Origin of the sequence: Microbacterium sp. Marseille-Q6648 (assembly GCF_943181415.1) — a bacterium.
Lineage (GTDB): Bacteria > Actinomycetota > Actinomycetes > Actinomycetales > Microbacteriaceae > Microbacterium.
Genome location: NZ_CALPBZ010000001.1, coordinates 1029835 through 1043667, shown reverse-complemented (window position 1 = coordinate 1043667; position 13833 = coordinate 1029835). Strand labels below are relative to the sequence as shown.

The 13833-nt window shown below is 73.7% G+C and carries 12 protein-coding genes; 8 read left to right on the top strand and 4 right to left on the bottom strand.

Annotated elements, in window-relative coordinates:
- Positions 1-7: 7 nt before the first annotated feature.
- Complete coding sequence (locus tag NFR93_RS05005; protein WP_251450518.1) at positions 8-1255, bottom strand: glutamyl-tRNA reductase; 1248 nt, start codon at positions 1253-1255, stop codon at positions 8-10.
- A 61-nt stretch (positions 1256-1316) separates the two neighbouring features.
- On the opposite strand from NFR93_RS05005, the gene hemE reads away from it, so the two are divergent.
- From hemE to hemL, 6 genes are read left to right on the top strand one after another with little or no spacing between them, the layout of a single operon-like run.
- The gene (gene hemE, locus NFR93_RS05000) at positions 1317-2387 is read left to right on the top strand and encodes a uroporphyrinogen decarboxylase (RefSeq protein ID WP_251450517.1); all 1071 of its coding nucleotides are present in this window, start codon (positions 1317-1319) and stop codon (positions 2385-2387) included.
- Positions 2377-3657, top strand: coding sequence for a protoporphyrinogen/coproporphyrinogen oxidase (locus tag NFR93_RS04995; protein WP_251450515.1), 1281 nt, complete (start codon positions 2377-2379; stop codon positions 3655-3657). The genes hemE and NFR93_RS04995 overlap by 11 nt, the downstream gene beginning before the upstream one ends.
- Positions 3654-4325: a hydrogen peroxide-dependent heme synthase gene (gene hemQ / locus NFR93_RS04990; protein ID WP_251450513.1), complete on the top strand. Its 672-nt coding sequence runs from the start codon at positions 3654-3656 to the stop codon at positions 4323-4325. Before NFR93_RS04995 ends, hemQ begins: the two co-directional genes overlap by 4 nt.
- Positions 4322-5239, top strand: coding sequence for a hydroxymethylbilane synthase (hemC, locus tag NFR93_RS04985; protein ID WP_251450511.1), 918 nt, complete (start codon positions 4322-4324; stop codon positions 5237-5239). Before hemQ ends, hemC begins: the two co-directional genes overlap by 4 nt.
- On the top strand, positions 5236-6222 hold the full coding sequence (gene hemB, locus NFR93_RS04980) for a porphobilinogen synthase (RefSeq protein ID WP_251450509.1): 987 nt from the start codon (positions 5236-5238) through the stop codon (positions 6220-6222). The genes hemC and hemB overlap by 4 nt, the downstream gene beginning before the upstream one ends.
- Positions 6219-7592: a glutamate-1-semialdehyde 2,1-aminomutase gene (gene hemL, locus NFR93_RS04975; protein ID WP_251450507.1), complete on the top strand. Its 1374-nt coding sequence runs from the start codon at positions 6219-6221 to the stop codon at positions 7590-7592. The genes hemB and hemL overlap by 4 nt, the downstream gene beginning before the upstream one ends.
- Before the next feature lie 81 nt (positions 7593-7673).
- Here the strand turns inward: hemL and NFR93_RS04970 are convergent, their stop codons facing one another.
- Positions 7674-9272, bottom strand: coding sequence for a dolichyl-phosphate-mannose--protein mannosyltransferase (locus tag NFR93_RS04970; protein ID WP_251450505.1), 1599 nt, complete (start codon positions 9270-9272; stop codon positions 7674-7676).
- Positions 9273-9361: 89 nt separating this feature from the next.
- On the opposite strand from NFR93_RS04970, the gene NFR93_RS04965 reads away from it, so the two are divergent.
- The gene (locus tag NFR93_RS04965) at positions 9362-9883 is read left to right on the top strand and encodes a MarR family winged helix-turn-helix transcriptional regulator (RefSeq protein WP_502846255.1); all 522 of its coding nucleotides are present in this window, start codon (positions 9362-9364) and stop codon (positions 9881-9883) included.
- A 58-nt stretch (positions 9884-9941) separates the two neighbouring features.
- Here the strand turns inward: NFR93_RS04965 and NFR93_RS04960 are convergent, their stop codons facing one another.
- Positions 9942-10325: a hypothetical protein gene (locus tag NFR93_RS04960; protein ID WP_251450501.1), complete on the bottom strand. Its 384-nt coding sequence runs from the start codon at positions 10323-10325 to the stop codon at positions 9942-9944.
- 92 nt (positions 10326-10417) lie between these two features.
- Here NFR93_RS04960 and rsmI point away from each other — a divergent pair, with 92 nt between their 5' ends.
- Positions 10418-11245 (top strand): 16S rRNA (cytidine(1402)-2'-O)-methyltransferase, encoded by an 828-nt coding sequence (rsmI, locus tag NFR93_RS04955; protein ID WP_251450499.1) that lies wholly within the window; start codon positions 10418-10420, stop codon positions 11243-11245.
- Positions 11246-11273: 28 nt separating this feature from the next.
- Here the strand turns inward: rsmI and NFR93_RS04950 are convergent, their stop codons facing one another.
- Positions 11274-13802: a glycosyl hydrolase 53 family protein gene (locus NFR93_RS04950; protein ID WP_251450497.1), complete on the bottom strand. Its 2529-nt coding sequence runs from the start codon at positions 13800-13802 to the stop codon at positions 11274-11276.
- Positions 13803-13833: the final 31 nt, after the last annotated feature.

Genomic DNA, 13833 nt, shown 5'->3' with positions numbered 1-13833 from the left:
ACCGGGCTCAGCCCGCGGCGCGGGGGATGTCGATGTCCTGGGCGGCGCGGCGCGCCACCTCGAGTCCGAACACCGTCTCGAGCGCCGCTTCGAACTCGTCGAGGCGGCCGGCGGCGGCGAACTCGCGTGCGCGCACCGACGGAGTGTGCGAGAGCACCCCGGCGAGGTGGCGCAGGGCCGCGCGGGTGGCGTCGGCGCCCGGGTCGGCGTCCTTCACCCGGGCGAGCTCGGCCTCGAGTGCCGTCTGGATGTGTCCGCGCACGGCCACGACGGCGGGGGCGGCATCCCGCTCGGCCGCGAACGTGGCGGCGTGCGATCCGACCACCTCGTGGGCGCCGCGTCCGCCGAGCTCGGGGAGCGCGGCGTGACGGCCGATGAGCTCGAGATCGATCAGCTCGATGCCGGGGACGTCGGCGACGGCCTGGTCGACGTTGCGGGGCAGGCCCAGGTCGATGACCAGGCGCGGCCGGTGGTCGGGGATCTCGTCGGCGGTGACCGTGTAGCGCGCGGTGCATGTCATCACGACGTCGGCGTCGACCATGGCGGTGCGCAGGTCTGCAGCCGAGCGGATGCCGTAACGGGCGGCGAAGCGCTCGGCACGGCCCGTCGACGAGAACACCGTGATGTCGAGCGCGCCCCGCGCCTGCAGGGCGGCGATCGTCGTCGCGGCGTACTGACCGGTGCCGACCAGCAGCACCCGCACGTCGGCCCAGTCGGTGACGCGGGAGTCGACCATGTCGAGGGCGATGCGGGCGAGCGAGCGACCGGCGGCGCCGAGGTCGGAGGTCGCGCGCACCTCGCGCGTGGTGTGCGCAGCCCGCTGGAACGCCTGCTCGAGCTGCGGGGTCGTCGCCCCGCGGGCGCGGGCGGCGGCGAGAGCGCGCTGCACCTGGCCGGTGATCTCGTCCTCGCCGAGCACCATGGACTCGAGCCCCGAGCTCACCGCGAAGAGGTGTCGCACGACGTCGTCGCCCGACAGGGCAACGGCCGAGGCGCGCAGCGCGTCCACGTCGCCGTCGCCGAGCGGGCCCAGGGAGTCGAGCACCGCTTCGCGTGCGAGGGCGGCTCCGCCGGTGAGCGGCTCGTCGATGTCGAGGTAGGCCTCGAAGCGGTTGCAGGTGGCGAGCACGACCGCGCCGCGGACGAAGTCGTGGTTCGTCAGGATCGTCTCGGGGCTGGCGTCCGCGCTACGCGAAACCCGGTCGAGCACGTCGAACTCGGTGTTCCGGTGGTTCGCGGACAGACAGAAGAGCACCGGACGATTCTACCGGTCGTTCCCGACACCTTCACGGAGACGGGCCGCGTACCCTTGTCGGGTGTCATCCGCCGTCACTTCGCTGCCCGTCGACCACCCGCTCGCGAGCGGCCGTACCGCCGCCGCGCCCCTCGTGCGGGCCGCGCGCGGCGACCGGCCCCAAACCCTTCCGGTGTGGTTCATGCGCCAGGCGGGCCGGTCCCTTCCCGAGTACCGCGAACTGCGCATGGGGACCGACATGCTCGACGCGTGCCTCGACCCCGCCCTCGCCGCCGAGATCACCCTGCAGCCGGTGCGTCGCCACGGTGTGGACGCGGCGGTGTTCTTCAGCGACATCGTCGTGCCCGTCCTGCTCGCCGGGGTGGGTGTGCGCATCGTCCCCGGCCGGGGACCTGTGCTCGACGAGCCGGTGCGCTCCGCGTCGGACGTGCTCAGACTCCGACCGATCGAGCCGGAGGCGCTCGCCCCGATCTCGGAGGCCGTCGGCATCGTCGCGGCCGAGCTCGGCGATCGCCCGGTCATCGGCTTCGGCGGTGCTCCGTACACCCTCGCCAGCTATCTCGTGGAGGGCGGGCCGTCCAAGGACCAGCTGCGCACCCGCGCGCTGATGCGCACCGACCCGCGCACGTGGTCCACGCTGCTGAACTGGTGTGCGGACGTCACCGGCGCGTTCCTCGAGGCCCAGGTGCTCGCCGGTGCGAGCGTGGTGCAGCTGTTCGACTCATGGGCCGGGTCGCTCTCGCGCGACGACTACGTGCGCCGCGTCAGCCCCCATTCCCGTCGTGCCTTCGACGCGCTGCGCGGCCTGGACGTGCCGAAGATCCACTTCGGGCTCGGCATGGGCGATGTGCTCGACGTCCTTCCCGGAATCGGAGCCGACGTCGTCGGCATCGACTGGCGCCTGCCGCTGGACGAGGCCAACCGCCGGCTCCGCGGTGCCGTTCCGCTGCAGGGCAACATCGACGCGGCCTTCCTCACGGCGCCCTGGCCGCTCATCGAGCGCCACGTCCGCGACGTGGTCGAGCGCGGCGCCGCGGCGCCCGCGCACATCGTGAACCTCGGGCACGGCGTGCCGCCCGAGACCGACCCCGACGTGCTCAGCCGGATCGTGGACCTCGTGCATGACCTCTGAGGTCCTCATCGCCGGAGGGGGCGTGGGCGGGCTCGTCCTCGCCCGGCGCCTCGCGCTCGCGGGTCGCTCCGTGCGCGTCTTCGAACGCGCGGACCGCGTCGGCGGTCAGGTCGCGCCGATCCGCGTGGCCGGCGTCGACCTCGACGCCGCGGCCGAGTCCTTCGCGACCCGCGGCGGCGTCGTGGCCGCACTCCTCGCCGAACTCGGCATGGCCGACGACATCGTCACCCCCAGCCCCGCGCCGGCGTGGCTGCACCGCTCCGACGGCACCGCCGTGCCGCTGCCGTCCACCGGCATCCTCGGCATCCCCGGCGACCCCGCGGCACGGGACGTGGCCCGCGTGATCGGCCGCCGCGCGGCACTGCGCGCCCGCCTCGACCTGCTCCTGCCGGCGGAGGTGGGGCAGGATGCCGCCACCCTCGGCGCGCTCGTGCGCGCGCGCATGGGAGCGGGAGTCGTCGACGGGCTCGTCGGGCCGGTCGTGCGCGGCGTCCACTCCCGCGATGCCGACGACGTGCCGGTCGAGTCGGCGGTGCCCGGCCTTCGCGCGCGCGTGCTCGCCCACGGGTCCCTCGCGGCGGCGGTGGCCTCCCTTCGCGCCGCGGCGCCGGCGGGGTCGCAGGTCGCCGGGATCCGCGGCGGCATGCACCGCCTTCCGCACGCGCTCGCCGCGGACGCCGTCGCTGCCGGCGCGCGCATCGAGACGGGCCGCGTCGTCGAGGACATCACCGCCGACGGCCTCACGGTCGACGGCGTCCGCGCGCGGGGCCATGTCGTCCGCGCCATGCCCGACCCGACCCGGGAACAGGCCGGCAGAGTGCTCACCCTCGTCACCCTCGTCGTGGACGCCCCGGCGCTCGATCGCGCTCCGCGCGGCACCGGCATCCTCGTCGCCCCCGACGCCCCCGGCGTCACCGCCCGCGCGCTGACCCACCTGACGGCGAAATGGTCGTGGATCGCCGATGCGCTCCCGGGTCGCCATGCCGTGCGGCTGTCGTACGACGGCGAGCCCGCGGATGCCGCGACCACGGCCGCCCGCGACCTCGGCGTGCTGCTCGGCGCTCCCGTGGTCGAGATCGAGGACGCCGTCGCGATCACCTGGCGCCGCGCCGAGAAGGACGAGGCCCCCGGGATGCCGGTGGTGGGCGAGACCGCGGGGGGCACGGGCCTGGCCGCGGTGGTGGGACACGCCGAGGGGGTCGCCCGCACCCTTCTCGAGGCGTCATCGAAGAGTCCGGACGCGCCCGGACGGGAGAGGATGGAACCGTGAGCGAGAACGAGAACGACAGCACCCCGGTCGACCACTACGCCCTGTGGGCCGTGCTCCGCCGCGACCCGCACCCCTCGTCGGCCCCCGGGGACGCGACCTCCCTGGCGCACCTCGCCGCCGACCTGCCCAGCCTGCGCGCGATCTACGACGTCTCGGGCCTCCGCGCCGACGCCGACATCCTGCTGTGGCTCACCGGACACACCGCGGAGGGGCTGCAGGCGGATCTGCGCACGCTCCGGCGCTCGCGCGAGCTCGCCCCGCTGCTTCCGACGTGGAACGCGCTCGGCGTCCACCGCGAGGCCGAGTTCAGCCGCGACCACGCGCCGGCGTTCTCGCGCGGCCTGCCGCCCAAGCAGTGGGTCACGGTGTACCCGTTCGTCCGCAGCTACGAGTGGTACGTCCTGCCCGCAGAGGAGCGCGGCCAGATGCTGCGCGAGCACGGGCTGAAGGGACGCGACTACCCGCAGGTGCAGTCCAACACCGTGGCGAGCTTCGCGCTCGGGGACTACGAATGGCTGCTGGCCCTCGAGGCCGACGACCCGGTGGACCTCGTCGACCTCATGCGGTACCTGCGGGCCACCGAAGCCCGACGCCACGTGCGCGAAGAGGTGCCGTTCTTCACCGGACGCATGATCACTGCCGATGAGGTCGCCGAGGTGGTGGCGTGACGCTGCGCATCGGCACCCGCGGCAGCGCGCTGGCGACGGCCCAGGCGGGCACCGTGGCCGACGCCCTCGGCGGCGAGCTCGTCATCATCCAGTCCGAGGGGGACCGCTCCACGGCGTCGCTGGCGTCGCTCGGCGGTGCGGGCGTGTTCGCCGCGGCCCTGCGCGAGGCCCTGCTGGCCGGCGAGGTCGATGCCGTCGTGCACTCGTACAAGGACCTTCCCACCGCGCCCATCGACGGGCTGTCGATCGCGGCGGTGCCGCGCCGTGCCGACGCGCGGGACGCCCTGTGCGCACGGGACGGACTCACTCTCGAGACCCTCCCCGAGGGCGCTCGCGTCGGAACCGGCTCGCCGCGCCGCCGTGCCCAGCTCGCCGCGCGCCGGCCCGACCTCGACGTCGTCGACATCCGCGGCAACATCGACACGCGGCTCGCGCGCGTCGGCGACGCCGACCCAGAGCGCGGGCTCGACGCGGTGGTGCTCGCCGCCGCAGGGCTGGAGCGGCTCGGGCGCTCCGACGCCGCGACCGAGCTGTTCGACCTCGACCGCTGGCCCACCGCCCCCGCGCAGGGCGCGCTGGCCGTCGAAACCCGCACCGGCGACGAGGCGCTCGCCGCGCGCGTCGACCACCGCCCCACGCGCCTGGCCGCCGAGGCCGAGCGGGGTGTGCTCGCACGCCTGGAAGCCGGGTGCGCCGCCCCGATCGGCGCGCGTTCCTTCGTCGAGGACGGGATGCTGTTCCTCACGGCGCGGATCTACCGCGTCGACGGCAGTGCGCAGCTGACGAGCTCCCACGCCGCCGTGCTCGACGACGACTCCGCCGCCGAGCTGGCCGAGCGCGTCTCGGCCGAACTGCTGGCCGCCGGGGCCGCCGACCTGGCGCCGCTCGGCGCCCGCCCCGAGGAGGACCGATGACCGCGTCGTTCCCCGCCGTCCGTGCGCGCCGCCTGCGTGCCACACCCGCGTGGCGTCGCCTGACCGGCGAGACCCGCATCGATCCGGCGAAGCTCGTCCTTCCGCTGTTCGTCCGCGAGGGCGCCGACGCCGCGGTCCCCATCTCGTCCATGCCGGGCGTCGTGCAGCACTCGCTCGACTCGCTGAAGGTCGAGCTGCAGCGCGCGGCCGCCGCCGGCATCGGCGGAGTGATGCTGTTCGGCGTGCCCGAGCACAAGGACGCGACCGGATCCGGCGCCACCGCCGCCGACGGCATCCTGAACATCGCGACCGAGGTCGCCGTCGCCGAGGCGGGCGACGCCCTCGTCGTGCAGACCGACCTGTGCCTGGACGAGTTCACCGACCACGGGCACTGCGGCGTGCTCGATGACCGGGGCCTGGTCGACAACGACGCCACCCTCGAGCGGTACCGCGACATGGCGCTCGCCCAGGCGGCGTCCGGCTCCCAGCTGCTGGGGATGTCGGGGATGATGGACGGCCAGACCGCGGTCATCCGCGCCGCGCTCGACGACGCCGGGCGGGGTGACGTGGCCCTGCTGGCCTACGCGGCGAAGTACGCCTCGGCCTTCTACGGTCCGTTCCGCGAGGCCGTTCAGTCGTCGCTGCAGGGCGACCGCCGCACGTACCAGCTCGATCCCGGCAACCGACGCGAAGGCGCACGCGAGGTGGCCCTCGACATCGACGAAGGCGCCGACATCGTCATGGTGAAGCCGGCGATGAGCTATCTCGACGTCCTCGCCGACGCGGCCGCCACCAGCCCCGTGCCCGTGTGGGCCTACCAGGTCAGCGGCGAATACGCCATGATCGAGGCCGCCGCCGCGCACGGCTGGATCGACCGCGACCGCGCCGTCGACGAGTCGCTCGTCAGCATCCTCCGCGCCGGCGCCGACGCGGTGCTGACCTACTGGGCGATCGAGGTCGCCGAAAGGATCTCCCGCGCATGACCGTCCTCACCGACGCCGCCCACGGCTCCGCCACCAACGACGCCGCCGCCGCCCGCGCCCGCGCCGTGATCCCCGGCGGCGTGAACTCGCCCGTCCGCGCGTTCGGGTCCGTCGGCGGCACGCCGCTGTCGATCGTCGCCGCCGAAGGCGCCCGCGTGCAGGACGTCACCGGACGGCGCTACGTCGACCTCGTCGCCTCGTGGGGCCCGGCACTCCTCGGTCACGCGCATCCCGAGGTCGTCGACGCCGTGCAGCGCGCGGCGGCCCGCGGGCTGTCGTTCGGCGCATCCACGCCGGCCGAGACCGAGCTGGCCGAGGCCGTCATCGAGCGTCTCACCGTCGACGGCGTGCGCGGCGTCGAGCGCCTGCGGATGGTGTCGACAGGCACCGAGGCGACGATGACCGCCATCCGCATCGCGCGCGGCGCCACGGGGCGCGACGTCATCGTGAAGTTCGCCGGCCACTACCACGGACACTCCGACGGCCTCCTCGCCGAGTCCGGCTCGGGAGTCGCGACCCTGGGCCTGCCCGGGTCGGCCGGCGTGCCCGCCGACATCGCCGCCCTGACCCTGGTGCTGCCCTACAACGACCGCGAGGCCGTGGCGGCCGCCTTCGCCGCCCACCCGGGGCGCATCGCCGCCGTCATCACCGAGGCGGCCGGCGCGAACGCAGGCGTCCTGGTCCCGGATGCCGGATTCAACCGGTTCCTCGCCGACGCCGTCCACGCCGACGGCGCGCTGCTCATCGTCGACGAGGTGCTCACCGGCTTCCGCGTCGGTCCCGCCGGCTGGTGGGGCCTCGAGCGCTCCGGTGCGGTCGGCACCGCGGACGAGGGGGAGTGGGTCCCCGACCTCATCACCTTCGGCAAGGTCATCGGCGGCGGGATGCCCCTGGCCGGGATCGGCGGGCGCGCCGACCTGATGGAGCTGCTCGCACCGCTCGGGCCGGTCTACCAGGCCGGCACCCTGAGCGGGAACCCGCTCGCGGTGGCGGCGGGTATCGCGACGCTGCGCGCGGCCGACGCCGAGGTCTACCACCGGGTGGATGCCGCGGCGGACACGGTCCGCACCGCGCTCGGCGCGGAGCTCGAGGCCGCCGGGGTCGCGCATGTGATCTCGCGTGCCGGGAGCCTGTTCTCGGTCGCCTTCCGCGACGCCCCCGTCCGCACCTACGACGATGCGCGCGCCCAGGACACGTGGCGGTACGCGCCCTTCTTCCACGAGATGCTCGACCGCGGGGTGGCGCTGCCGCCGAGCGTGTTCGAGGCCTGGTTCCTCACCGCTGCGCACGATGACGACGCGCTGTCGGTCGTCCTGGACGCGCTCCCGCACGCGGCCCGCGCCGCGGCATCCGCGACGCCGCCCGCCTGAGCCGGCCGCGCGCGGCACCCCGACCCGTGCAGCACACCGGTCCGCCCGCCGCGACCTCACGCGCCGTGCCGGTGCCCGGGCTCAGGCCCAGCCGGGGAGCCAGATGTGCGCGTGCCAGAAGTCGTAGGGCACGGTCATCGCCGTCACGACCGGGTACCAGAACGCGGACAGGCCCAGCGCGACCCACACGAACACCCAGACCAGCCGCTGCCCCGTGAGACGGCGATGGTCGTCCGCGTGCCGGGGACCGGCGATCGTCCGCAGTGCGAAGGTCAGCGCCAGCAGCACGAACGGCAGCATCAGCACGGTGTAGAACTGGAAGATCGTGCGATCCGGGTACAGCAGCCAGGGAGCGTACGTCGATCCCACGCCGACCAGGATCAGCGCGTCCCGCCAGTCGCGGGCCACGACGAAACGGTAGAGCAGGTACAGCACCGCGGCCATTCCGGCGTACCACAGCAGCGGGTTCGGCATGCTCGCGATCGCCTGTGTGCACCCGTTCGCGAAGGCGCAGCCGTCCTCGCCGACGGCCGTGTGCCGGTAGTACATGCCGGTGGGACGGACGAGCAGCGGCCACTGCCACGCGGGGCTGGAGTACACGTGCCCGCCGTTGATGTTCGCCGCCGAGGCGTACATCGTCTGGTGGTAGATCCACAGGCTCTGCAACGGCAGCGGCACCCATGACCACAACCCGGTGGCGGGGGCGGCGTCGGCCGCGTGGCGGTCGTAGCCGCCGTCGGTCACGAGCCACCCCGTCCACGACGCCAGATAGACCACGAACGCCACGGGAACCAGCAGCACGAACGTGACCGCCCCCTGCCGCACGGCATCGGTGGGCCACAGCAGCACCCCGGCGCGCCGGCGGGCGAGCGCGTCGGTGACGACCAGGTACACGCCGAGCGCGGCCAGGACCCACGCGCCCGACCACTTGATCGCCGACGCGGCGCCCAGGGCGGCCCCCGCTGCGAGGATCCAGGGCCGGTTCCACAGCAGCGGTCCCCACCGCGGCGCAGGGGCCTCGCCGCCGCGGCGGGCTGCCAGCGTGGCGGCGACCCTGTCGGACGTGCGCTCCCGGTCGATGACCACGAACAGGAACGCGAGGAGCACGAAGAAGGTCAGCGAGGTGTCCAGGAGCGCGACGCGGTTCATCGCCACCGCGAGTCCGTCCACCGCCAGGAAGAGCCCCGCCACGACCGCGACGTTCGTCGAGCCGGTCATCCGGCGGGCCAGCAGCATCAGCACGAGAACGGCGGCCGTGCCGAGGAGAGCGGTCGTGAACCGCCACCCCCAGCCGGACTCCGGCCCGAAGGCGAGCATCCCGAGGGCGATGATCCACTTGCCGAGCGGGGGGTGCACCACGAAGGCGGGGTCGGTCGAGAAGACGCCGACATCGCCCGCCAGGAAGCTCTCGTTGGCGTTCTCGGGCCAGGCTCCCTCGTACCCGAGCTGCGAGAGGCTCCACCCATCCTTCACGTAGAAGGTCTCGTCGAACTGGTTCATCAGGTCGTGCGGGTGCGCGAGGTTCCAGAACCGCAGCACGCCCGCCAGGACGACCACCAGGGTCGGTCCGAGCCACGCGTACAGCCGCCGCAGCCGGTCGTCGACGTGCAGGCGAGCGGTCCAGCGGTCGTACAGCGACTGCCGCGTCGCGGGCAGGAGCGGCTCGACGGCGGTGGTCACCCGACAAGCCTACGGGCGGCGTCGCGCGGCGAAGGCGCGCCGCGGGTGTCCGCCGGTCGCGGCGCGGGAGCGGGGCTAGGATGCGTTTCGTGGCTGATCAGCCCGCCGACAGCGGCTACTGGTACGGCGTGGACGATGATTCCCACCGCCGTCACGCCGTCGCGCTCCTGCAGTCCTTCCGCCGCTACCGCGCCGCCGAGGTGGCGATGCGCTCGCGCACGCGCGCGTCGATGGGGATGGGCGAGAACGACATGGCGGTGGTGCGGCATCTGCTGCACGCGGAACGCGAGGGGCGAGTCCTGACCCCGTCCGACCTCACGCGCCGGCTCGGCATCTCGACGGCGTCCATGACGGCCCTGATCGATCGCCTCGAGGCCTCCGGCCACGCGCGGCGCGAGCGCCACCCCACCGACCGGCGGAGCATCGTGGTGGTGCCCACGCCCGCGACCGACGAAGACGTCCGCCGCACCCTGGGGGCGATGCACGAGCGGATGATCGCCGCGGTGGCGGAGATGACAGACGACGAGATGCGCGTGGTGGTCGACTGCCTCGAGCGGTTGCGTCATGCCGTCGATCAGATCGACCCCGTGCCGAAGCACGATTCCCGCTGACCCGCCTTCGAGGTCTACGGGGGTCGTGCCCGTGCGGGGGTCGCGGGTGTGCGCCGTGTCAGACGAACAGGGTCGTCATGGCGGTCGCGGCGGTGCCGAGGGCGATGGCGCCGGCCACCGTGGCCGTGGCGAACGCGACTCGCTCGGCCGAGGGCCGCATTCCGCGGCGGCCGCGGCGACGGATGCCGGTGAGGGCGCTCTTGGCCTCGCGCAGCGTGTCGAAGCGTCCGACCCCCGCACCGCGGGCGTCGATGGCGACATACCCGCCGGCGACCTCCTGGATGCGCCCGGCGGCCGTTCCCGCGTCGTTGCCGACCAGCACGCCGCGGTCGGCGGAGGCCCAGCGGATGCGCCGGGGTGCGGGAAGAGCGGTCCGGGTGAACGTCGCCGTCATCGCCATGGTGGAGGTCTCCAGGTTCGTCGGGTTCGAAGAGGTGTTCACCTTTTCTACCTGGAGGGGTCCGCGATCCCGGGCCCTTGACGGATCGCGTCGCTGATGATATCGCTACTGCCCGGCTCGCTTAGGCTGGCGTGATGCTCATCCTCGCCGCCACCCCCATCGGCAATCTCGGCGACGCGTCCCGCCGGCTCGTGGAGGTCCTGTCCGCCGCCACCGTCGTCGCCGCCGAAGACACCCGCACCACCCAGCGCCTGCTCGCCGGGCTGGGCATCGACAACCGCCCTCGTCTGATCGCCCTGCACGACCACAACGAGAAGCAGCGGGCCGGCGATCTGGTCGAGCTCGCCCGCACCGAGGACGTCGTCCTTCTCAGCGATGCGGGCATGCCGACGGTGAGCGACCCGGGGTTCGCCGTCGTCGCCGCCGCGGCAGCCGCCGGCGTCACGGTGACGGCGCTGCCGGGTCCGAGCGCCGTCCTCACCGCGCTCGCGGTCTCGGCGCTGCCCACCGACCGCTTCACGTTCGAAGGCTTCCTCGCCCGGAAGCCCGGGGAGCGCCGGGCGGCTCTCGCGGCCCTCGCCGCGGAGCCGCGCACGATGGTGTTCTTCGAGGCGCCGTTGCGGATCGCCGAGACGCTCGCGGCCATGCGCGACGCCTTCGGCGCCGACCGCCGTGCCGCCGTCTGCCGGGAGCTGACCAAGCTCCACGAGGAGGTCGTCCGCGGCACACTCGCCGAGCTCGTCGAATGGGCGGCCGACCGCGTGCGCGGAGAGCTCGTCGTCGTCGTCGCCGGCGCCGAGCCCCGAACCGTGTCGTTCGCCGACGCCGTGGCGCAGGTGCGCGATCTCGTCGCCTCGGGTGTTCGGCGAAAGGATGCCGCGTCCGAAGTCGCGGCGCACACCGGTCACTCCTCGCGGGAGCTGTATCAGGCGACCCTCGGCCGGGAGGGCACGGACGGCTGATGCCGCCCGCCCTCCCGGCCGAGATGCCTCAGCGGCCGCGCGGAGTGTTCCCGCTCGGGCGCGGATCCACCCGCACCGTGAGCGGTTTGACCGCGGTGGCGCCCTGCGAGTTGATCAGCTCACCTGTGTAGACGTAGCTGCCCGCAGCACGGCCGGCGATCTCGAGATCGGCGGTCTGCGCCCCGTCGCCCGCGTATGTCAGGGGCAGCGTGGCGAGCAGATCGCCGTTCTCGTACACCCGCAGCGACGTGCCGTTGACGCCGTGCGGCAGGCTCATCCGGACGACGTAGTCCCCGTCGCGCCGGTCGGCACCGGGGGCGTCGACCTGTGACAGTCGGGCCCGTGCCGGCGGCTCGACGGCGTCGTCGGTGGTCACCAGGCCGTCGACCGCCGTTCGGAGCAGCGTCGTGGCCTCATCGACGGTCGTGTCCTCGGGGGCGAGCGCACTCAGGACGACGTGGGCGATCTCGACGGCGACGTCCAGCTGTGCGAGCGAACCGGATGTGTAGAGGTCCCGGTCGACGCCCCCGGCCCGCTCGACGAGTTCGCGCAGCGCCGCGGTGTCCGCCCCCTCGGGAAGCGCGCGGACGAGCTCCAGATCGTCGATCGTGCCCCACGCTCCGCCCGGCAGCGCCGCCGAGACCGCCACGGTCGCCGATCCGCCTTCGGGGACGTCGACGGCGGCCGTCGCGGGCACCGACCAGGTGCGCCAGCCGTTCATCGCGAACGGTGCCGCTGCGGTGGATCCGGACGAGCTCGACAGGGACAGCTCGACGGTGCTCCCGGCATCCTCACCGTCGCCCTGCAGCGCCCCGCGGGCGATGTACTCACCGGCGGGCAGGCCGGTGACCGTCTGGCCGAGGGTGAAGGAGAAGGCCGATCCGGCGTAGAAGTGCGCCGAACGGGTGCCCGTCCGAGGATCGTCGGTGCTCCCGACCGTGAGCCCCTGGCCGCTCGTGGTCCACATGGAGCGGTCCGCCTCTTCGAAGCCGCCGTTGCGCAGCAGGTTCTGCGAGGTCACGGTCACCGTCGCCGCGGTGGCGTGACCGCCCGAGGTCGTTCCGGACACCTGGTACGTGCCCGGTCCGTCGATCCACGCGGCCGCCTCCGACCACGTCACCGTCTGCTCCTCGACGCTGCCGTCGTTGTACGTCACCTCGACGGTGGCGGGGAGGGAGAGCTCCTGTCCGTCCGCGATCGTCACCGACACGGATTCGACATCGGTGACCGCGCGCGGCGCGACGGCGCCCGTCCGGACGTACCGGAAGACGTTGAGCGATTCCAGCGGCGTGCCGTTATTCGCGAACAGCGCCTGGTTGTCCCACGCCGAACCGCCGTACCACTGCCCGGCGTCGTGCGGGTCGTACTCGCCCGCGAAGCTCGTGGCCCATCCCGACCCGTCGCGCTCCCAGAGCAGACGGTTCTGCTCGAGGTCGGCGGCGGGGCCCACCGGCAGCCACGCGGGCTCCCAGTAGAAGACGCCGAGCCCCGCCTCGCCGACGTCGGCGACCGCCTGGATGACGTCGCGCACCGCGGTGGCCTGTCCCTGCACGCTCACGGGGTACGCGGTCGCCTCGGCGGGCGTGTCGATCACGTTGGGGTGCCCGTCGGCGTCCTCGAGCGTGCGGGCCCATGAGGTCTCGGCGACCATGACCTGCTTGCCGTGCGTGACGGCCACGTCCGACAGCACCGCGGTGAGGTTGTCGAGGCTGCCGTGCCAGAACGGGTAGTAGCTGGACGCGAAGACGTCGTAGTCCACGCCGCGTGAGGCGAGGTTCTGCGCGTATCCGGCGTACCGACCGCTCGACTCGGGGTTGGTGAAGTGCACCGCGAGGAGCGCGTCGGGCAGGACGTCTCGCACGGCGGCGGCACCGGCCGAGAAGATCTGCGCCATCCCGTCCCAGCCGGTGACGCCGGCGACGGCGTTGTTGGTCTCGTTGCCGACCTGCACCATCTCGACGTCGACGGCCGCGGCGGCGAACCGCGTCAGCGCGTCCGCGGTGAACTCCCGCACGGCCGCCGCCTTGTCGGCGACGCCGAGCTCCGCCCACGCCTTGGGTGCCTGCTGCTTGGCGGGGTCGGCCCAGAAGTCGGAGTAGTGGAAGTCCACGAGCACGCCGAGCCCGGCATCCGTCGCGCGTGTTCCGATCTCGACCGCGCGCTCGACGTCGACGTTGCCGCCGCCGTAGCCGTTGCCCTCGGCATCGAAGGGGTCGTTCCACACGCGGACCCGGACGTCGGTGACGCCGGCGTCGGCGAGCACGTCGAAGAGGTCGGCAGGCTCGCCGGCGGCATCGCGGAAGACGACGCCCGACTCCTCCAGCGAGAGCACCGACGACACGTCGACGCCGTTGACGAAGTCGGCGGGAAGGTTCTCGACCTTCTCGACCACGATGCCGGCATCGACCGGGCCCTCTTCGGCGGCGGCGGCCGGCGGCGCGATCGTCGCGGTGGCGACCAGGGCCAGGGATGCCGCGACGGCGGCCGCGGGCGACCGCCGGGCCGGGGATCCGGCCGCACGGGATGCGGGGGCGGTGCGGGGACGGGTGGGGGACACGGTGTTTCTCCGATCGACGTTGATCACGGGA

Excerpts from the sequence above, each read along its gene's own strand:
- hemL (WP_251450507.1), top strand. The coding sequence starts at position 6,219 with ATGACCGTCCTCACCGACGCCGCCCACGGCTCCGCCACCAACGACGCC.
- NFR93_RS04995 (WP_251450515.1), top strand. The coding sequence starts at position 2,377 with ATGACCTCTGAGGTCCTCATCGCCGGAGGGGGCGTGGGCGGGCTCGTC.
- hemB (WP_251450509.1), top strand. The coding sequence starts at position 5,236 with ATGACCGCGTCGTTCCCCGCCGTCCGTGCGCGCCGCCTGCGTGCCACA.
- rsmI (WP_251450499.1), top strand. The coding sequence starts at position 10,418 with ATGCTCATCCTCGCCGCCACCCCCATCGGCAATCTCGGCGACGCGTCC.